General features: G+C 64.5%; 18 protein-coding genes. 17 read left to right on the top strand and 1 reads right to left on the bottom strand.

The window, feature by feature from the left end:
- From ftsY to trmD, 12 genes are all read left to right on the top strand, one after another.
- Positions 1 to 1,044, top strand: a 1,044-nt coding sequence (gene ftsY / locus RHODMAR_RS18260) for a signal recognition particle-docking protein FtsY (protein ID WP_051048167.1), incomplete at its 5' end; no start/stop codon positions are given.
- Between the two features lie 202 nt (positions 1,045 to 1,246).
- Complete coding sequence (locus RHODMAR_RS18255; protein WP_198289475.1) at positions 1,247 to 2,536, top strand: ammonium transporter; 1,290 nt, start codon at positions 1,247 to 1,249, stop codon at positions 2,534 to 2,536.
- 72 nt (positions 2,537 to 2,608) lie between these two features.
- Positions 2,609 to 2,947 (top strand): P-II family nitrogen regulator, encoded by a 339-nt coding sequence (locus RHODMAR_RS18250; RefSeq protein ID WP_008717330.1) that lies wholly within the window; start codon positions 2,609 to 2,611, stop codon positions 2,945 to 2,947.
- Positions 2,937 to 5,468, top strand: a complete 2,532-nt coding sequence (locus RHODMAR_RS18245) for a [protein-PII] uridylyltransferase (protein ID WP_008717328.1) — start codon at positions 2,937 to 2,939, stop codon at positions 5,466 to 5,468. The genes RHODMAR_RS18250 and RHODMAR_RS18245 overlap by 11 nt, the downstream gene beginning before the upstream one ends.
- A gap of 206 nt (positions 5,469 to 5,674) precedes the next feature.
- Positions 5,675 to 6,616 (top strand): M23 family metallopeptidase, encoded by a 942-nt coding sequence (locus tag RHODMAR_RS18240; protein WP_008717327.1) that lies wholly within the window; start codon positions 5,675 to 5,677, stop codon positions 6,614 to 6,616.
- 130 nt (positions 6,617 to 6,746) lie between these two features.
- Positions 6,747 to 8,306, top strand: coding sequence for a signal recognition particle protein (gene ffh, locus RHODMAR_RS18235; protein ID WP_008717326.1), 1,560 nt, complete (start codon positions 6,747 to 6,749; stop codon positions 8,304 to 8,306).
- 11 nt (positions 8,307 to 8,317) lie between these two features.
- Entirely contained in the window at positions 8,318 to 9,433 is a 1,116-nt protein-coding gene (locus tag RHODMAR_RS18230) for an amidohydrolase family protein (protein ID WP_008717325.1), read from the top strand.
- The gene (locus tag RHODMAR_RS18225) at positions 9,430 to 10,260 is read left to right on the top strand and encodes a CPBP family intramembrane glutamic endopeptidase (RefSeq protein ID WP_008717324.1); all 831 of its coding nucleotides are present in this window, start codon (positions 9,430 to 9,432) and stop codon (positions 10,258 to 10,260) included. The genes RHODMAR_RS18230 and RHODMAR_RS18225 overlap by 4 nt, the downstream gene beginning before the upstream one ends.
- Positions 10,261 to 10,446: 186 nt before the next feature.
- Entirely contained in the window at positions 10,447 to 10,926 is a 480-nt protein-coding gene (gene rpsP, locus RHODMAR_RS18220) for a 30S ribosomal protein S16 (RefSeq protein WP_008717316.1), read from the top strand.
- On the top strand, positions 10,923 to 11,165 hold the full coding sequence (locus RHODMAR_RS18215; RefSeq protein ID WP_008717313.1) for an RNA-binding protein: 243 nt from the start codon (positions 10,923 to 10,925) through the stop codon (positions 11,163 to 11,165). Before rpsP ends, RHODMAR_RS18215 begins: the two co-directional genes overlap by 4 nt.
- 14 nt (positions 11,166 to 11,179) lie before the next feature.
- Positions 11,180 to 11,728 (top strand): ribosome maturation factor RimM, encoded by a 549-nt coding sequence (gene rimM / locus RHODMAR_RS18210; RefSeq protein ID WP_008717311.1) that lies wholly within the window; start codon positions 11,180 to 11,182, stop codon positions 11,726 to 11,728.
- Positions 11,729 to 11,731: 3 nt separating this feature from the next.
- Positions 11,732 to 12,412 (top strand): tRNA (guanosine(37)-N1)-methyltransferase TrmD, encoded by a 681-nt coding sequence (trmD, locus tag RHODMAR_RS18205; protein WP_008717309.1) that lies wholly within the window; start codon positions 11,732 to 11,734, stop codon positions 12,410 to 12,412.
- Positions 12,413 to 12,417: 5 nt separating this feature from the next.
- Here the strand turns inward: trmD and RHODMAR_RS18200 are convergent, their stop codons facing one another.
- Positions 12,418 to 13,374, bottom strand: a complete 957-nt coding sequence (locus RHODMAR_RS18200; protein ID WP_042939806.1) for a serine hydrolase — start codon at positions 13,372 to 13,374, stop codon at positions 12,418 to 12,420.
- A gap of 68 nt (positions 13,375 to 13,442) precedes the next feature.
- Here RHODMAR_RS18200 and RHODMAR_RS18195 point away from each other — a divergent pair, with 68 nt between their 5' ends.
- From RHODMAR_RS18195 to RHODMAR_RS18175, 5 genes are all read left to right on the top strand, one after another.
- On the top strand, positions 13,443 to 15,791 hold the full coding sequence (locus tag RHODMAR_RS18195) for a Tex family protein (RefSeq protein ID WP_008717297.1): 2,349 nt from the start codon (positions 13,443 to 13,445) through the stop codon (positions 15,789 to 15,791).
- Between the two features lie 115 nt (positions 15,792 to 15,906).
- Positions 15,907 to 16,761 (top strand): hypothetical protein, encoded by an 855-nt coding sequence (locus RHODMAR_RS18190; protein ID WP_008717295.1) that lies wholly within the window; start codon positions 15,907 to 15,909, stop codon positions 16,759 to 16,761.
- A 132-nt stretch (positions 16,762 to 16,893) separates the two neighbouring features.
- Positions 16,894 to 17,235: a 50S ribosomal protein L19 gene (gene rplS / locus RHODMAR_RS18185; RefSeq protein WP_008717293.1), complete on the top strand. Its 342-nt coding sequence runs from the start codon at positions 16,894 to 16,896 to the stop codon at positions 17,233 to 17,235.
- 143 nt (positions 17,236 to 17,378) lie between these two features.
- On the top strand, positions 17,379 to 18,155 hold the full coding sequence (lepB, locus tag RHODMAR_RS18180) for a signal peptidase I (RefSeq protein ID WP_008717291.1): 777 nt from the start codon (positions 17,379 to 17,381) through the stop codon (positions 18,153 to 18,155).
- Positions 18,152 to 18,979, top strand: coding sequence for a ribonuclease HII (locus tag RHODMAR_RS18175; RefSeq protein WP_081606045.1), 828 nt, complete (start codon positions 18,152 to 18,154; stop codon positions 18,977 to 18,979). Before lepB ends, RHODMAR_RS18175 begins: the two co-directional genes overlap by 4 nt.
- The last annotated feature ends 9 nt before the right edge of the window (positions 18,980 to 18,988 follow it).

Raw genomic sequence — 18,988 nt, 5'->3', positions numbered from 1 at the left:
GCGCCCGAGCCGGCTGCGCCCGCGCCTTCGGTGCCCGAGGTGTCCGAACCGTCGGTCTCCGAGACGTCGGTACCGGCAGCCTCCGACACCGCTGCCTCCGCAGTTTCCCGTCTGGACACCATCGATCCCACCGAGGGGCGATTGGACCGTCTCCGCGGCCGCTTGGCCCGTTCTCAGTCCGCTGTCGGCAAGAGCCTGCTCGGATTGCTCGGCGGTGGAGACCTGGACGAGGATTCCTGGGAAGAGGTCGAGGACACTCTGCTGATCGCCGATATCGGTTCGGCGACCACAGCCGAGATCATGCGGACTTTGCGTGAGCAGATGGCATCGCGCAGTATCCGTACCGAAGCGGACGCGCGTGCTCTCTTGCGCGAGATTCTCGTTGCGCAACTCCATCCTGAGTTCGATCGGTCGATTCGCGCGCTGCCGCACGACGGTGCGCCTGCCGTGCTGCTGGTGGTCGGAGTCAACGGGACCGGCAAGACCACGACTACCGGCAAGCTCGCTCGAGTGCTGGTGGCGGACGGGCGGCGAGTGCTGCTCGGTGCCGCCGACACGTTCCGCGCCGCTGCAGCCGATCAACTGCAGACCTGGGCCGAGCGAGTGGGTGCCGAGGTGGTCCGCGGCAAGGAGGCTGCGGATCCCGCCGCTGTCGCGTTCGACGCGGTGAGCAAGGGAATCGAGAACGGAGTCGACGTGGTTCTGGTCGATACCGCGGGCAGGCTGCACACCAAATCGGGTCTGATGGACGAGCTGAGCAAGGTCAAGAGAGTCATCGAGAAGCGGGCCCATGTCGACGACGTGCTGCTCGTTCTGGACGCGACGGTCGGCCAGAACGGACTCACGCAAGCTCGCGTGTTCGCCGAGATCGTCGATATCACCGGTGTCGTGCTGACCAAGCTCGACGGAACCGCGAAGGGGGGCATCGTTTTTCAGGTGCAGCGTGAGCTCGGGGTACCCGTCAAGCTCGTCGGTCTCGGTGAGGGCGCCGACGATTTGGCTCCGTTCGAGCCGGGCGCATTCGTCGACGCACTGCTCGGCTGATCGAGCCGTAACGAGTAGCGCTTCAACCGGGGAAAAAGCACAAACGCCAGCACGAAACCTTTTTGCAACAGAATTCGGTCATCCGTTCACATGTCCGAAACACCGGAGTGTCACGGATGAAACCTCGTGAAACCACCCTTCTTCCTAACGGCGCACCAACCGGTGTGCAGGAGAATGGAGGGTGTACGTGAGTCCCGAGGATATGTTGGCCAACTCCGGCAACGCCGCGTGGATGCTGATCGCAGCATCGCTAGTACTGCTGATGACGCCCGGCTTGGCGTTCTTCTACGGCGGTATGTCGCAGCAGAAGACCGTTTTGAACATGATGATGATGTCGTTCGGAGCAATGGCCGTCGTCTCGATCATCTACTTCCTGTGGGGCTGGTCCATGTCCTACGGCACCCAGGACATCGGCGGCGTCTTCGCCAACCCCTTCGAGTTCTTCGGGCTCAAGGATTCGATCACCGATGCCGACGGTGCATACATCGCAGGCGCGTGGGGTTACGCCAACGTCATCGATGTGGCGTTCCAGGTGACCTTCGCAATCATCACGGTCGCACTGATCAGCGGCTCGATCGCCGGCCGCGTCAAGTACGGCACCTGGCTCGCGTTCGCGGGTATCTGGGTCACCCTCGCGTACTTCCCGTTGGCACACATGGTGTGGGGCGGTGGACTGCTCTCCGGATCCGAAAACGGTCTGGCCGCGAAGATCTTCGGAACCACCGACGACGGTGACGGCGGTCTGGTCGCCAATGTCGCTCCCATCGACTTCGCAGGTGGCACAGTCGTGCACATCAACGCCGGTATCGCAGGCCTGGTTCTGGCGATCATCATCGGCAAGCGCGCCGGCTTCGGCAAGATCGCCTACCGCCCGCACAACTTGCCGTTCGTCATGCTCGGCGCGGCGCTGCTGTGGTTCGGCTGGTTCGGCTTCAACGCCGGTTCCGCATTCGCAGCCGACGGCATCGCAGGCTTGGCCTGGGTCAACACCACCGCGGCTACTGCAGCTGCGATCGCAGGCTGGCTCATCACCGAGCGCATTCGTGACGGTCATGCCACCAGCCTCGGCGCTGCCTCGGGCATCGTTGCCGGTCTGGTCGCGATCACCCCGGCCGCAGGCTCTCTGACGCCGGTCGGCTCGATGATCCTCGGTGTCATCGCCGGTGTCCTGTCCGCTCTTGCGGTCGGGCTCAAGTTCAAGTTCGGCTACGACGACTCGCTCGACGTGGTGGGCGTACACCTCGTTGCCGGCCTCTGGGGCACCATCGCAATCGGCTTCCTCGGCTCCGAGACCGGACTGTTCTACGGCGGCGACTACAAGCAGCTGGTCGTCCAGATCGTCATCGCTCTCAGCGCTCTGATCTTCACGGGCATCATCACCGCGGTCATCGCGTTCGCGCTCAAGCCTCTCGGCTGGCGTGTATCGGACGAGGACGAGGCGAACGGCATCGACGAAGCCGAGCACGCTGAGACTGCATATGATTTCGCCTGACAAGGTAGAGATAGATATGAACGCTGCACCGTACGACATCGGGCACTCGAGGTCTTGTGAAGGGAAGCAAAAATGAAGCTGATCACGGCAATCGTCAAACCGTTCACCCTGGAGGACGTCAAGACGGGGCTGGAGCAGGCCGGCGTACTCGGAATGACCGTCAGTGAAGTCCAGGGTTACGGTCGCCAGAAGGGCCACACCGAGGTCTACCGAGGTGCGGAGTACTCGGTCGATTTCGTACCGAAGGTGCGGGTCGAGGTAGTCGTCGACGACGCAGCTGTCGAAAAGGTCGTCGAGGTCATCGTCGAGGCGGCACGCACCGGCAAGATCGGTGACGGCAAGGTCTGGGTTTCCCCGGTCGACTCGGTCATCCGAGTGCGTACCGGAGAACGTGGCACTGATGCACTCTGACCCCAAAGGGTCTCGGGCTGCAGGCCCCGGTTCTGGCGCGAAAGCGTCGGGATCGGGGCCTGCGGTCTCCTCGGGCTCCGCATCGAAGGGCACCAGCGACGCCGCAGCAGACCTCGCTCGGGCCAAGAAACAACTACTCGACGGTGGCACGCGCAACCGTCGGCTCGATGCGCCCTCGCTCAGACAGGCCCTGGTCGACCTACACGAATTCTGGTTGACCACCCAGGGTGCCGAGCTCGGTATCAAGCCGGACTCGGGGTTTGCCATCGTCGCCGTCGGCGGTCTGGCGCGCCGTGAACTGTTGCCGTACTCGGACCTGGACCTGATCCTGCTGCACGACGATCTGGAACCACGCATCGTCTCCGACGTCGCGGACAAACTCTGGTATCCGCTGTGGGATGCCCACATCAAGCTCGACCACAGCGTGCGGACAGTGCCGCAGGCTCTGCAGGTGGCCGCGGCAGACCTGACAGCATCGCTCGGAATGCTCGAGGCGCGCCACATCGCCGGAGACGTGGAATTGAGCAATTTGCTCATCGGCGGCGTCCGCCGCGAGTGGCGCAACGGAATTCGCGGACGCTTCGACGCACTGATCGAGCAGACCCACGGCCGATGGTCGCGCAGTGGAGAGATCGCGCACCGCGCCGAGCCGGATCTCAAGAGTGGCCGCGGTGGACTGCGGGACGTGCAGCTGCTCGACGCCCTCTCGATCGCCCAACTCACCGACGGTATGCCCGGTCTGGGGCCCGAATCGCCCGGTGGCGGTTTGGCGTTCGCGCACGGACGGTTACTGGACGTTCGCACCGAGTTGCACCGCGTGGCCGGACGAGCCCGGGATCAATTGCGCGCGCAGGATGCCGACGAAATCGGGGCCGCGCTGCGGATCGGTGACCGCTTCGATCTTGCTCGTATGCTGAGCGATTCGGCCCGTACCATCAGCTACTCGGTGGATGTCGGATTACGCACCGCCGGCAATTCACTTCCGAGAAAAGGCCTTTCCCGCTTGCGTCGAGTTCCGATCCGCCGTCCGCTCGACGAAGGAGTCGTCGAGCATTCCGGCGAGGTGGTTCTCGCCCGCGACGCCCGACCGAACAAGGATCCGGGTCTGATCATGCGCGTCGCCGCGGCGTCGGCGCAGACCGGAATGCCGATGTCCGCATCGACACTCAATCGCCTGTCCGACAGCGCACCCGAGCTGCGTGAGCCGTGGCCCAAGGAAGCTCTCAACGATCTTCTCGTGTTGCTCGGGTCGGGTCGCAAAGCAATCGCGGCCATCGAAGCGCTGGATCGAACCGGATTGTGGGGCAGGCTGATTCCGGAATGGGGTGCGGTACGCGACCTACCGCCAAGGGATGCAGTGCACACCTGGACAGTCGATCGGCATCTGGTCGAAACAGTCGCCTACGCAAGCGCATTGACCACGAGAGTCGCACGTCCGGACCTGCTGGTTCTCGGCGCACTGATACACGACATCGGCAAGGGACGCGGCGGCGACCACAGCGTCGTGGGTGCCGATCTCGCAATCCAGATCTGCAACAGGCTCGGACTGTGGCCATCGGATGTGGCGCTGCTGACGGCGATGGTGCGATACCACTTGTTGCTTCCGGAGACCGCCACCCGGCGAGACCTCGACGATCCTGCGACGGTGCAAACCGTCGTCGACGCGCTGGGTTCCGACACCATTCTGCTCGAGCTGCTTCATGCTCTGGCCGAGGCGGATTCTCTCGCAACGGGTCCAGGAGTATGGGGGGACTGGAAGGCATCGCTCATTCGCGAACTGGTGCGTCGCTGCCGACTGGTGATGGCGGGGGAAAGTCTGCCCGCCCCGGATCCACTCGATCCGGCCCACATCGAACTGGCGGCGCGGGGCGGCGTACACGTCGACATCGCGCCGACAGACGGGCTCCACACCTTTGTCGTCACTGTCATCGCCCCCGACGCCCCTGGGCTACTGTCCGACGCTGCGGGAGTGCTGGCCCTGCATTCGCTGCGTGTGCTCTCGGCCTCGCTCGGGAGTCACGAGGGATCGGCGATCAACTCGTTCGATGTCGCGCCTCTGTTCGGAGCTCCGCCGCAGGCCGGTCTGCTCCGGCAGGAGATCATTCGTGCACAGGCCGGAGAACTCGACCTCGTCGCGGTACTCGACGCCAAGGAGCGCGACGCCCGAGCCGAGACGGTGGAGGACGACGGCGAGGATTCGGCGGTCCCGGTCCTCTACGCTCAGGCTCCGCCACGAGTGCTGTGGTTCGACGACAACGAACCCGGTCAGGTAGTGCTCGAACTCCGAGCAGAGGACCGGCTCGGTCTGCTCTGCAGGTTGGCCAGTGCCATCGAGAAGCAGGGATCGGATATTCGCTGGGCTCGGGTGTCGACGCTGGGAAGCTCGGTGGTCGACTCTTTCTGTATCGACCTGGCAGGAGCGGACAGCCGCGCGGTTCGCGAGGATCTCGAACGAGCGATACTCGCGGTAGTTCCGGCCCCGGAACCGCCCAAGCCTCCGGAAAAACCGGAAGGCACATGATCGATGGTCTGTATCCGGCCGCTACCAGACATGCCGTCGTGACTTCTCACTAATTTCCGGCCAAGGGGTTTGGCCCCCGATGCTGATTTGTTATGTTCGTCACCGAACGCAGGGCGCACCCGTCACGGTCGCTCTGCAGGCTTCACTGCTCGAACGGAACTTCGTTCCTGCAGGCTCCACTGCTGCTAATGCGAGAGGCACCAACTGTGGGATCCCACCGACGGTCGAACATCTACATACCGGCCGACACAGCGACAGCGGCTCCGCGTGGCAAGCACCGGGCCGCAGAAGAAGCTCCGGAAACCGGTCGACGGACCGCCACCATCGTGGCAGCCACCGGTGCCATCGTCGTCGGCGCTACCTCGATGGGAGCCGGCACTGCGGGCGCAGCGCCGATCCCCGAGCCGCCTGCAGCAGGCTTTCCGTTCGCCGTTCCGGAGGGATTGCTGCCGGTCGGATTCGAGCTCCCGCAATTCGACGTGCCTCAGTTCGTTCCTCCGCAGTTCGTTCCCCAGCAGTTCGCGCCTGCGCCCGTCGAGCCCGCACCGGCAGAGTCTTCGCCTGCAGGTCCTGCACCGTCGGCCGAGGCCGTCGCGCAACCGAGCTCCGACCCGTTGGCAGCATTCGGGTTGGCAGATCCCGGTGCAGCTGCGCAGCAATGGCTCGACGACGTGGGCCTGGGGCAGGGTGGCGCCGGAGCTGCGTCACCGCTCGAGAGCTTGCGATCGCTGAAGAAGGCCACGGTGCAGCCGGTGGCAGGGGTGTTGACGTCCAACTTCGGATCGCGTTGGGGCACCCAGCACAGCGGACTCGACATCGCTGCACCCATCGGTACGCCCATCTACGTCGCTGAAGACGGCACAGTGACCGACGCCGGGCCTGCGGCCGGATTCGGTCTCTGGGTCAAGGTGCAGCACGACGACGGCACCGAAACGATCTACGGGCACGTCAACGACTTCTCGGTGCAGCCCGGTCAGCGCGTATCGGCCGGGGAGCAGATCGCTACGGTGGGCAACCGTGGCCAGTCGACCGGTCCGCATCTCCACTTCGAGGTGCACGACCCCTCCGGAGTCAAGGTCGATCCGGCCCAGTGGCTGGCGAATCGGGGAGTGGCAGTGACGTGGAACGACTCCGCGCGGAGCGCCTGACCCGTCCACAGTTCTGGGAACGACACGACTGCCGAACGCCCCAGCGACGATCGGGCGGGCTGGCGCTAGTCTGGTGACCGTGCCGGATTCGACTCGTTTTCGGTGATCGGCTAGCTCAGGAGTGCAATCGGTGTTCGAATCCCTTTCCGACAGGTTGACCGGGACTCTCAAGGACCTGCGTGGCAAAGGTCGACTGTCCGGCGCGGACATCGACGCCACGGCCCGCGAGATCCGCCTGGCCCTGCTCGAAGCGGACGTGGCACTGCCCGTCGTACGTGAGTTCATCGGCCGCATCAAGGTGCGCGCCAAGGGTGCCGAGGTGTCGGGTGCCCTGAACCCGGCCCAGCAGGTAGTCAAGATCGTCAACGAGGAACTCGTCGGCATTCTCGGTGGCGAGACTCGCAGACTCGTGTTCGCCAAGAATCCGCCCACGGTGATCATGCTCGCCGGCCTGCAGGGCTCGGGTAAGACGACTCTTGCAGGCAAGCTCGCGAAATGGCTGAAGGGCCAAGGCCATACCCCGTTGCTCGTCGCGTGCGATCTGCAGCGCCCCGGTGCCGTCAGCCAGCTTCAGATCGTCGGCGAGCGCGCAGGCGCAGCCGTCTTCGCCCCGCATCCGGGCACCTCCATCGGTGGCGGCGACAACGCGCTCGGCGTCTCGGCAGCGGATCCCGTCGAGGTCGCGCGCGCAGGCATCGCCGAGGCACGCAGCAAGCAGTACGACGTCGTGATCGTGGACACCGCCGGACGGCTCGGCATCGACACCGAGTTGATGACTCAGGCCGCAGGAATCCGTGACGCGGTCCAGCCGGACGAAACCCTGTTCGTGCTCGACGCCATGGTCGGCCAGGACGCCGTCAGCACCGCCGAGTCGTTCCGCGACGGCGTCGGATTCACCGGCGTCGTGCTCACCAAGCTCGACGGCGACGCTCGCGGTGGTGCTGCGCTGAGCGTCCGCGAGGTGACCGGCCAGCCCATCATGTTCGCGTCGACCGGTGAGAAGCTCGAAGACTTCGACGTCTTCCACCCCGACCGTATGGCCAGCCGCATTCTCGGCATGGGTGACGTGCTGAGCCTCATCGAGCAGGCAGAACAGCACTTCGACGCGGAGCAGGCCGAGGCAACGGCCAACAAGATCGGCTCGGGGCAGCTCACGCTCGACGATTTTCTCGAGCAGATGATGGCCGTCCGCAAGATGGGCCCCATCGGAAACCTGCTGGGCATGTTGCCCGGTGCCGGCCAGATGAAGGAGCTCGCCAACGTCGACGAGAAGCAACTCGACCGCGTCCAGGCGATCATCCGCGGCATGACTCCGCAGGAGCGGACGGACCCGAAGATCATCAACGCGTCCAGGCGGCTACGAATCGCCAACGGCTCCGGAGTCAAGGTTTCCGACGTCAATCAGCTCGTCGACCGATTCTTCGAAGCCCGCAAGATGATGTCTGCGATGGCCGGCCGGATGGGCATGCCAGGCGCGCGCAAGCAGGTGCGGAACAACAAGAAGGGCAAGAAAGGCAAGAAGGGCGCTCGCGGACCGACCCAGCCGAAGATCCGCGGTGGATTCCCCGGTATGCCGGGTGGCATGCCTGCCGGAATGCCCGATCTGTCGTCCATGCCCAAGGGCCTCGACCAGTTGCCGCCAGGGCTCGAGGGCATCGATCTGTCGCAGCTCAAACTGCCGAAGAAGTAGGCAACACGCACGTGTCGGCAATTCGGTTGCGGGGCCGCGGACTGCCGGACGGGTCCACAGTCGATCTCTGGATCGACGGAGGCGTCCTGTCCACGGAGCCGATTCCTGATGCCGACTTCGTGCACGACGGCGGGTGGATTCTGCCGGGTCTCGTCGATGCCCACTGCCACGTCGGAATCGAACACGGCGGGGGACACACCGATCTGACCGGCGCGATCCGGCAGGCCGAGACCGAACGAGGCGTCGGCGCGCTACTACTGCGCGACGCCGGGTCGCCGGTCGACACTCGTGCGTTGGACAATCACGACGATCTCCCTCGGATCATCAGGGCCGGCCGTCACATCGCGTCGCCCAAGCGGTACATACCGGGACTGGCAATAGACATCGAGGACGAATCACAACTGCCCGAGGCGGTGGCTCAGCAAGCTCGCCTCGGTGACGGCTGGGTCAAGCTCGTCGGCGACTGGATCGATCGTTCGGTAGGCGATCTTCGACCGCTGTGGAACGACTCGATCCTCGTCGATGCCATCGCTGCTGCCCACGCCGAGGGGGCACGGGTGACCGCCCATGTGTTCGGCGAGGATGCGCTGCCCGGACTGATCGCGGCGGGAATCGACTGCATCGAACACGGCACCGGCCTGACCGACGAGACGATCGAGATGATGGTCGATCACGGCACCGCGCTGGTGCCGACGTTGATCAACATCGAGACGTTCCCCGGTATCGCCGACTCCGCCGCCCGATATCCCGTCTACGCCCGGCACATGCGAGCGCTGCACGAGCGCGTCGCCGACACCGTCGGCCGGGCACACGACGCCGGAATCGCCATCTATGCAGGTACCGATGCCGGTGGGTCGATCGCGCACGGCCGCATCGCCGACGAAGTCGCCGCACTCGCGCGCGTCGGGCTCTCACCCACGGACGCGCTGGGAGCCGCCTGTTGGGACGCTCGGTCGTGGCTCGGTCGACGGGGGCTCGAGCATGGAGCGCCCGCGGACGTCGTCGTCTACGCCGAAGATCCGCGCGGCGGACCGGATGTGCTGTCCAACCCGGAACTGGTGATACTGCGCGGACGGGTGACCGACCGACGCGGCCGCGCACAGGGCGGATCGAGGGCCGGGGGGTGAGTGAGCCCGACAGCGGTGCCCGGCACGTCGATCCGAACCTCCCGAGCTGGGCCGCACTGCCGCCGATGAATCACATTCAGCAGCAGGGCTCAGGCCTGTCCGAGACCTACTGGCGGGCTGAGCGGGCCGCCGTCCAACGCCGCCCGGGCCAGCGGTGGGGACTACCGGCCGCGGCCCTCGTCCTCGGCCTCAATTTGGCGGGGTTTCTGCTTCTCGGCCTCGTCGTGACCTCCGAAACAACTGCTCTGTTCGTCGTGGGAATCACGATCCCCAGCCTGCTCGCCGCGGGACTTGCCGTGGCGATCTCGATGTCTCGTGGCAATGGACCCGTCGTCGATTTCGGTCTCCCCAGATCGACTCCTGACTTCCTGGGCCAAGTCCGATCCGGATTGGCCTGGGGAGGTGTGGCCGTGGTCGGCGGTGTGCTGCTGGCGCTGGTGCTGTTGTCCCGCATCGATTTCGACGACCAGGCTCCGTTGGGCAACGTCACCGATGCGGCCATGGGCTGGAAGATCGTGCTGGCCGTGTGGATCTGGATCGGCGCACCGATCTGTGAGGAGACGATGTTTCGCGGCATGCTGTGGGGTGCGCTCGAGAAGCGCACCCGGCCGATGCCGATGGCGTGGCTGGGCAATCGTTGGGTTGTTCTGGTCATCACCGCGGTCGTGTTCGCGATCTGGCACCGCGAATGGTGGCGCTTCGTGGTGCTCCTGTGGGGAGGGCTGGCGATCGGCATCGCCAGGATGCGGTCCGGCTCGATCGTTGCGTCGACCACCGCCCACTCGATGAACAACACTCTGCCGGCCCTGGTGATCCTGCTTGCGTGAGCGTGCCGTTCTACAGGGCGATTCACCGATCCCGGCGCTCGTCTGGCACAATGAACAGCTGTTCGCCCGTCATCCGGTTACGTACCGCGCGGCGGTCACAACAACCCCTAACGCAAAACCGGGTTCGCATGCCATGCGAACAGCTGAATTGCGCCGTGACCAACTTTCGAAAGGCTCCACCAGAACATGGCTGTCAAGATCAAGCTCATGCGTATCGGCAAGATCCGCACCCCGCACTACCGCATCGTCATCTCCGATGCTCGCACCCGTCGTAACGGCCGTGCGATCGAGACCATCGGCACGTACGAGCCGAAGCAGGACCCCAGCATCATCGAGATCAATTCCGAGCGTGCGGCGTACTGGCTGGGTGTCGGCGCGCAGCCGACCGAGCCCGTCGAGGCCCTGCTGAAGATCACCGGTGACTGGCAGAAGTTCAAGGGCCTGCCCGGTACCGAGGGAACCCTCCGCGTCGCCGAGCCCAAGCCGTCGAAGCTCGACCTGTTCAACGCCGCATTGGCGCAGGCCGACTCCGAGCCACAGGGTGAAGCCACCACCGCCAAGAAGAAGAAGGCTCCGAAGTCGGACGACGCCGCCACCGCGGAGACCGCTGACGCTGCAGCAACCGAGACGGCAGAAGCGCCGGCCGCCGAGGCTGCTGAGAAGTGAGCGCCGTTGTCGCCGATGCCGTCGAACATCTCGTTCGCGGCATCGTCGCCAATCCCGATGACGTTCGCGTCGAGATGATCACCGGCCGTCGTGGTCGCACCGTGGAGGTTCACGTGCACCCCGACGATTTGGGCAAGGTCATCGGACGGGGCGGTCGTACGGCCACAGCGCTGCGCACGCTCGTCTCGGGTATCGGTGGTCGCGGCATCCGTGTCGACGTGGTCGACACGGACCACTAGGTCACGTAACGACCATGGAGCTCGTCATCGGCCGTGTTGCAAAGTCGCACGGCATCAAAGGAGAAGTCGTCGTCGAGGTTCGCACCGACGATCCCGACGACCGCTTCGCCGCGGGAAACGTTCTTCGGGGCCGCAAGCCTCGATCGAGCGCAGCCCCGGCCTCGTACACGGTGGACGCCGTCCGGGAACACTCCGGGCGGCTTCTGCTGCGTCTGAACGGTATCGAGGACAAGACGGCCGCCGACCAACTCCGGGGCATTCTGTTCGTCGTCGAATCCACGGATCTGCCGCCGTCCGACGACCCGGACGAGTTCTACGACCACGAACTCGAGGGTCTCACGGTGATCCTGACCGATGGCTCCGTCGTCGGAAACGTCCGCGAGGTTCTGCACTCGGCAGCGGGGGAGTTGCTGTCCATCACGCCTGCTCTGGACCTGGGTCGTTCCGCCCCCACCCGCGCCGAAATTCTCGTTCCCTTCGTGGCCGCGATCGTGACCTCGGTGTCGTTGGCCGACAAGACGATCGAGATCGATCCGCCCGAGGGCCTGCTGGATCCGGAGTAGAACGTGCGCCTCGACGTCGTCACCATTTTCCCGGAATACCTGACACCGTTGCGAACTGCGCTGCTGGGCAAGGCAATCGACCGAGGCCTGGTCTCGGTAGAGGTCCATGACCTGCGATCGTGGACGCACGACGTTCACAAGGCAGTCGACGATTCGCCCTACGGCGGTGGTCCGGGCATGGTCATGAAGCCGACCGTCTGGGGAGACGCCCTCGATCACGTGCTGACCGAGGATTCGCTACTCGTTGTCCCCACTCCCGCCGGGGTGCCGTTCACCCAGCGCACAGCCGAACGGTGGTCCACCGAACAGCATCTCGTATTCGCGTGCGGCAGGTACGAGGGCATCGATCAACGGGTGTTCGACGACGCCGCACGCCGCGTGCGTGTCGAGGAAGTCAGCATCGGCGACTACGTGCTGATCGGGGGCGAAGCGGCTGTCCTGGTGATGGCCGAAGCCGTGGTTCGACTCATGCCCGGTGTGCTCGGCAATCAGCAGTCACACCAAGAGGATTCGTTCTCCGACGGATTGTTGGAAGGTCCGAGTTACACGCGCCCCGCCCGATGGCGCGAGCTCGACGTTCCCGAAGTGCTTCTCTCCGGCGATCACGCGAAGATTGCGGCGTGGCGTCGCGCTCAGTCGCTGGCACGGACTGCCGATCGCCGGCCGGACCTGTTGGCAGACTGACTGATTCAGCTGATCGCCCCGTTGGGAAAGAGCATCGTCACGAATCCGGTCAGAGTCTCCCGGGCATGCAACGCGCTGGCGTCGTCGCTCACATCGACCAGCGCGGTATCCGGATAGCTCTCCACATCATCGGCGTAGAAGATGTCCTCTCGTGACGTCAGCGCCAGAACATAGCGATTGTCCGCACCGATCGTGCCGGTCGACAAGTGCACCCACCGATCGGATACGCAGCACATCCAGCCCTGTTTGACGGCGTGCACGCTGTCTCCCGGCAAGCCGTCGACGATCCCGAAGTGCTGACGGTAGCCGTCTGCGGCGATCGGTGCCGAACGTCGCAGCATGCCGACGATGACATCGGTGGAGGCCGTGTTCAGACCGCCACTGCCATTGAGCAAGCCCGCGTAGTAGCCGACGAGGTCGCTGGGCGTTGTTTCGGTGTTGTACCACTGGTCGTCGGACGGCGGAGTGGTGCTCTTCAATGCGTAGCGAGCAGTGACCGCGCTGATTATCTCGGACGAACCGTAGCGATACCACAGGGTGTACGCGGCGTTGTCGTCGGACAGTTCCAGCATGTCGGTCATGATGTTCAGTTCGTCGGCCGAGACGGGTCGGTTCTCCGCCTGCGCTCGAAACATCATTTCGTCGGCGATGAAGAGTTTGGATACCGACGCCGTTTCGACCTGTACGTCGGCGTTGCTGCTGTAGTAGGACCCGGTGTCTCGGTCCAACAGCGCAAAGTCGACATCGGCTCCTCGGGCTTGCGCCGACGCGATCGCCATGGGGATACGGGCTTCGAGAGCTACGCCGTCGACCTTCTGCATGTCGGGAAAAGGTGATGCAGACGTCTCGGCTGTTGCTTTGCCCGCAGGGCCGCCGACCTCGTCGTCCGGTGGAACCGAGCAGCCGGCGGCGAGCAGCACAGAGGTGCAGCCAGCAGCCAGAAATCGAGACCACCTGACCATGCGTGAATCTCTCCCACACCTAGAACCGCTGACCGACCTGTCCCACAGTAACGGTAGGGTCCATCGCCGTGACCACTGCTCTGAAATCTGTGAACAAGCGCATAGCCGAAGAACTCGACGTTCGTGAGGAACAGGTTCGTGCCACCGTAGAACTGCTCGACGGAGGATCGACGGTCCCGTTCATCGCGCGGTATCGCAAGGAGGTCACCGGCAGCCTCGACGATGCACAACTGCGTCAGCTCGACGAGCGCCTGCGATACCTGCGAGAGCTCGACGAGCGCAGAGACGCCGTCATCGAATCCATTCGTAGCCAGGGCAAGCTCGACGACGCGCTCGAGCAGTCGCTGATGCTAGCCGATACCAAGGCCCGGGTCGAAGACATCTATCTGCCGTTCAAGCCCAAGCGTCGAACGAAGGCGCAGATCGCGCGCGAGGCCGGACACGAGCCCGTGGCCGACGCACTGTTCTCCGACCCCACGACCGATCCAGCGCAGTTCGAACAGGAGCAGCTGGACGGGGCGCGGGCGATTCTCGTCGAGCGTTTTGCCGAGGATGCCGATCTGGTGGGTGAACTTCGGGAACTCATGTGGACGTCGGGCAAGCTCGTTGCCGCGGTCCGTAAGGGAAAGGAAGAGGCGGGAGCCAAATTCTCCGACTACTTCGAGTTCTCGGAGCCGTTCACGAGTCTGCCGTCACATCGCATTCTCGCTACCCTGCGGGGCGAAAAAGAAGAGGTGCTCTCGCTCGGCTTCGAGCCCGAGCGCGACGAACCGACCCCAGGTGTGCCGAGCGTGTACGAGGGTCGGATCGCCACGAAATTCGGGATCGCCGATCGAGGACGGCCGGCGGACAAGTGGCTGCTCGATACCGTTCGGTGGGCATGGCGCACCAAGATGCTGGTCACGGTCTCGCTCGATACCCGGATGCGTTTGCGTCAGTCGGCCGAGAAGGATGCCGTAGACGTCTTTGCAAGCAACCTCAAGGACCTCCTGCTTGCGGCGCCGGCAGGTAACCGCACCACGATGGGCCTGGACCCGGGCTTTCGTACCGGCACCAAGGTTGCCATTGTCGATGCCACGGGAAAGGTCGTCGACCACGACACCATCTACCCGCACAAGCCCCAGGGCAAGTGGGATCAGGCGGTGGCCACCCTCGCGGGTCTCGCAGCCAAGCACAAGGTGGAATTGATCGCCATCGGAAACGGCACCGCATCGCGTGAAACCGATTCCCTGGCAGCCGAATTGATCGCAAAGTTCCCGGCCGCCAACCTGACCAAGGTGGTGGTGTCCGAGGCCGGTGCGTCGGTGTATTCCGCCTCCGCCTACGCCTCGAGTGAGCTACCCGAACTCGACGTCACGATTCGCGGCGCGGTGTCGATCGCTCGTCGGTTGCAGGATCCGCTGGCAGAGCTGGTCAAGATCGATCCCAAGTCCATCGGTGTCGGTCAGTATCAGCACGACATCTCCGAAACGTTGCTGGCCCGATCTCTCGGCGCCGTTGTCGAGGATGCTGTGAATGCGGTCGGTGTCGATGTCAACACCGCCTCGGTCCCGTTGCTGTCGAGGGTCTCGGGTATCGCCGGCTCCCTTGCCGAGAGCATCGTGGCGCATCGCGACCAGAACGGGCCGTTCACCGGCCGCAGCACCCTCAAAGACGTACCACGATTGGGCCCCAAGGCTTTCGAGCAGTGCGCCGGGTTCCTCCGCATCTCGGGCGGGGATGACCCGCTCGACCGGTCGAGCGTGCACCCGGAGGCCTACCCCGTCGTGCGGCGCATCGTCGGCAAGGCCGGCGTGGGAGTGCGCGAAGTCATCGGCAACACCGCACTGCTGCGGGGCCTGAATCCGGCCGAGTTCGCCGACGACCGATTCGGTCTGCCCACCGTCACCGACATCATCTCCGAGTTGGAGAAGCCAGGACGGGACCCCCGTCCCGAGTTCAAGACCGCCACCTTCGCGGCCGGTATCGAGAAGGTCGGCGACCTGAAGCCGGGCATGACTCTCGAGGGGGTCGTGACCAACGTCGCGGCGTTCGGTGCCTTCGTCGACGTCGGTGTGCACCAGGACGGTCTCGTGCACGTCTCGGCGATGTCGCACAACTTCGTCAAGGATCCTCGCGAGATCGTCAAGTCAGGTGACGTCGTGCGTGTCAAGGTGATGGAGGTCGACATTCCCCGTCAGCGCATCGGACTGAGTCTGCGGCTGGACGACGAGCCCGGGGCAACCGGCGGCAAGGATGCCCCACGGGGACAGCAGAGCGAGCGGCCGCGCGGGCAAGGGCGAGCGGAGAGCGGCAAGCAAGGTGGTCGTGGACGGGACGCGAGTCCTCAGCGCGAGCGCCGCGGTGGAGGCCAGCAGGCTGCACCGGCGGCCGGTTCGATGGCCGACGCGCTGCGAAAGGCCGGGTTCGGGAAATAGCGAGGGCTTCCTGGTCGATGCTTCCCTGTGCGCTCTCGAACGCGAATAGTGTGGAGTGCGATTCACCGGCCGTTCGGGTGTTCGGAGGGAAGGGCGTGGGGCGCACGTGAGGTGGTTGCAGCACGGGGTCATCGATCACGGCCGCCTGCCTCTGCTGTGTTTCCTGCTGGGACTGCTGTTGGGTTTCCTGCTGATCCGACTCAGCGTCAGGATGATTCGCGCCGATGTGAAGTGGTGGCCAGGGAACATCACGCCCGGCGGGCAACACATTCATCACGTCGTGTTCGGAATCGTGCTGATGTTGCTCGCCGGAATCGGCCTCATCGCGGTGTACGTCGACGGCTCCCAGTCGGTCGGCGCGGTGCTGGCGGCCATCTTCGGAATCGGCGCTGCACTCGTACTCGACGAGTTCGCGCTGATCTTCTATCTCCGCGACGTCTATTGGTCCGAACAAGGCCGTACGTCGGTCGACGCGGTCTTCGCTGCTGTGGCCTTCACCGGTCTGCTGCTGCTCGGTTACCACCCGCTGGAACTGCTGAGCCCAGCGGACTTCCGGGCCGATCCTGACCCATGGGTGCGCAGCGCACTGGCCGTGCTGGCGCTGGTCAACCTGGCCCTGTGTGTCGTGGTGCTGCTCAAGGGCAAGATTTGGACAGGGTTGTTGGGACTGTTCGTACTGCCGATATTGGTGTTGGCGGCTGTCAGATTGAGTAGACCGGGTGCGCCGTGGGCGAGGTGGCGCTACACCGACAGGCCGAAGAAGATGGAGCGGGCGCTGCAGCGCGAGAAGAGATGGCGCAGGCCTCTGATCAGAGCGAAGATCTATTTGCAGGACGCGATCGCAGGCAAGCCCAGCATCGTTCATGCCCGTGAGGCCACCGAGAACGAGTTGGCGCGCGTGGTGGTGCCGGCACCTGTGTCGGCTGGCACTGCTGCGACCCTGGCGGAGTCGATTTCTTCGAAAGCGTGATGGTCTGGCACAATTGTCGGGTTGCCTCTAGCAGGCACGGACCTCACTCGGAGTACGAACCAGTCGAGCCGCTGACTCAGCGAGCCGCTCGGTTCCTCTGCTCATGCGCAGAACGCAAGGATGGCACAACCGATGAACACTCTGGACTTTCTCGACAATCAGTCGCTGCGTGGCGACATTCCCGATTTCCGCCCCGGCGACACACTGAACGTGCACGTCAAGGTCATCGAAGGCTCGAAGGAGCGCGTTCAGATCTTCAAGGGCGTCGTGATTCGACGTCAGGGCGGTGGCGTTCGCGAAACGTTCACGGTCCGCAAGGTCTCGTTCGGCGTCGGCGTCGAGCGCACCTTCCCGGTGCACAGCCCCAACATCGCGCAGTTCGAGGTCCTCACCCGCGGCGACGTCCGTCGCGCCAAGCTCTACTACCTCCGCGATCTGCGTGGCAAGGCCGCCAAGATCAAGGAAAAGCGCTGACCGGTTCCGCCCGGCCGTAAAGTTTGCTCTCATGCCGCGTCGCCCATTCGGGCGGCGCGGCATGTTGCGTATTTCGCCCGTTTCACTGCACCGATTCGAGACCGTCCCGGAGTGCGAATGACGGTTCCGGCTAACCTGATCACGTGACGCAGTCCCCACAGGATCCGACCGATGAGTCCGACGACGAGTCTTCGCAGACGAAGCGTCGGGAAGGTAAGCCCCGATCTTTCTGGCGTGAGCTCCCGATACTCATTCTCGTAGCGCTGGTGCTCAGTTTTCTGCTTCAGACATTCGTTGCCCGGGTGTATCTGATCCCGTCCGAATCGATGGAGCCGACTCTGCACGGGTGCACGGGTTGTACCGGTGATCGCATCGTGGTCGAGAAGATCGGATACCGGTTCGGTGACCCCGAGCCCGGTGACATAGTCGTCTTCCGCGGGCCGGATTCGTGGAACGACGAATTCGTGTCACAGCGCTCGGACAACTCGGTGATACGCGGAGCCCAGGAGGTTGGTTCGTTGATCGGAGTCGTGGCTCCGGACGAGAACGATCTGGTCAAACGTGTCATCGCCACCGGTGGTCAAACGGTCGAATGCTGTGACGCGGAGGGCCGAGTGCTCGTCGACGGAAAGCCCTTGGACGAGCCGTACATTCAGATGGATTTCCCGTTCTCTCCGGGGACGATGACGTGTGAGACCGAGCTGAAGTCGGGACGATGCTTCGACCCGGTCACCGTGCCGGAGGGCAACATCTGGGTGATGGGGGACAACCGAAGCAACTCGCGAGACTCTCGCTACCACGTCACCGACGAGTTCACCGGCACCGTTCCGGTGGACAACGTGATCGGCAAGGCGATCTTCATCGCGTTGCCACCGTCACGGACCGGCATCCTGCATTCGCCGGACATCCAAGGTCGATGACGGCAGCCCCCCGTCGCGCGCCGCGTGCTCGCGCAGCTCTCAGTCGGTCTTCCTGGCCCCCGCGTCCGACCATTCGGAAAGCGGCAGGACTGAGGACGATGGAGTCGGCACTCGAGCGGAGCGGCCTCGGACCGGTTGCGGGAGTCGACGAAGCGGGCCGGGGAGCCTGCGCCGGTCCGTTGACCGTGGCAGCGTGCGTTCTCGGTGCGCGGGCGCACGCAGCGCTGGCGGACCTGGACGACTCGAAGAAGTTGACCGAGCGTCGACGCGAAGGACTCTTTCCCGCGATTCAAAAGCTGGCGCTGGCGTGGAGCGTGGTGTTCATCGACGCGGCCGAGGTCGATCGCATCGGCGTCCACGTGGCGAACATCGAGGGAATGCGACGTGCAGTCGCCGGGCTCGGCGTGATCCCCGGGTACGTGCTCACCGACGGCTTTCGGGTTCCCGGCCTGCCGGTTCCGTCTCTACCGGTGATCGGCGGCGATGCCACAGCTGCGTGCATTGCTGCGGCGAGCGTACTGGCGAAGGTCTCCCGAGACCGGTTGATGGTGCAGATGGACGAGGAGATTCCGGGTTACGGATTCGCCGTACACAAGGGCTACAGCACTCGAGCGCATTCGGAAGCCATGACGGCTCTCGGCCCCAGCAGAGAACATCGACTGTCCTATGCGAATGTCGCGGCAGCGGCAGCAGGCCTGGCTCCGCCTCTGCTTCTAAGTCGTTCCGCAGGCTCCACTCCCGGGTCTTCGGGTCATTCCGCAGGCTCCACTCCCGGGGTCGTCGCTGCGGGGCGAATGGACTGCCGCGACGCCGGTGCGAGATGATTGCTTTTC

It is taken from the genome of Rhodococcus sp. AW25M09 (assembly GCF_000333955.1).
Classification (GTDB): domain Bacteria; phylum Actinomycetota; class Actinomycetes; order Mycobacteriales; family Mycobacteriaceae; genus Rhodococcoides.
Note: the sequence above shows the minus strand (reverse complement) of the source record. Positions and strands in the feature narration are given on the sequence as shown.

Bases quoted from the DNA above. Each gene is read 5' to 3' on its own strand.
- RHODMAR_RS18255 (WP_198289475.1), top strand. From the start codon at position 1,247: ATGTTGGCCAACTCCGGCAACGCCGCGTGGATGCTGATCGCAGCATCG.
- RHODMAR_RS18250 (WP_008717330.1), top strand. From the start codon at position 2,609: ATGAAGCTGATCACGGCAATCGTCAAACCGTTCACCCTGGAGGACGTC.
- RHODMAR_RS18245 (WP_008717328.1), top strand. From the start codon at position 2,937: ATGCACTCTGACCCCAAAGGGTCTCGGGCTGCAGGCCCCGGTTCTGGC.
- rpsP (WP_008717316.1), top strand. From the start codon at position 10,447: ATGGCTGTCAAGATCAAGCTCATGCGTATCGGCAAGATCCGCACCCCG.
- rimM (WP_008717311.1), top strand. From the start codon at position 11,180: ATGGAGCTCGTCATCGGCCGTGTTGCAAAGTCGCACGGCATCAAAGGA.
- RHODMAR_RS18200 (WP_042939806.1), bottom strand. From the start codon at position 13,374: ATGGTCAGGTGGTCTCGATTTCTGGCTGCTGGCTGCACCTCTGTGCTG.
- rplS (WP_008717293.1), top strand. From the start codon at position 16,894: ATGAACACTCTGGACTTTCTCGACAATCAGTCGCTGCGTGGCGACATT.
- RHODMAR_RS18175 (WP_081606045.1), top strand. From the start codon at position 18,152: ATGACGGCAGCCCCCCGTCGCGCGCCGCGTGCTCGCGCAGCTCTCAGT.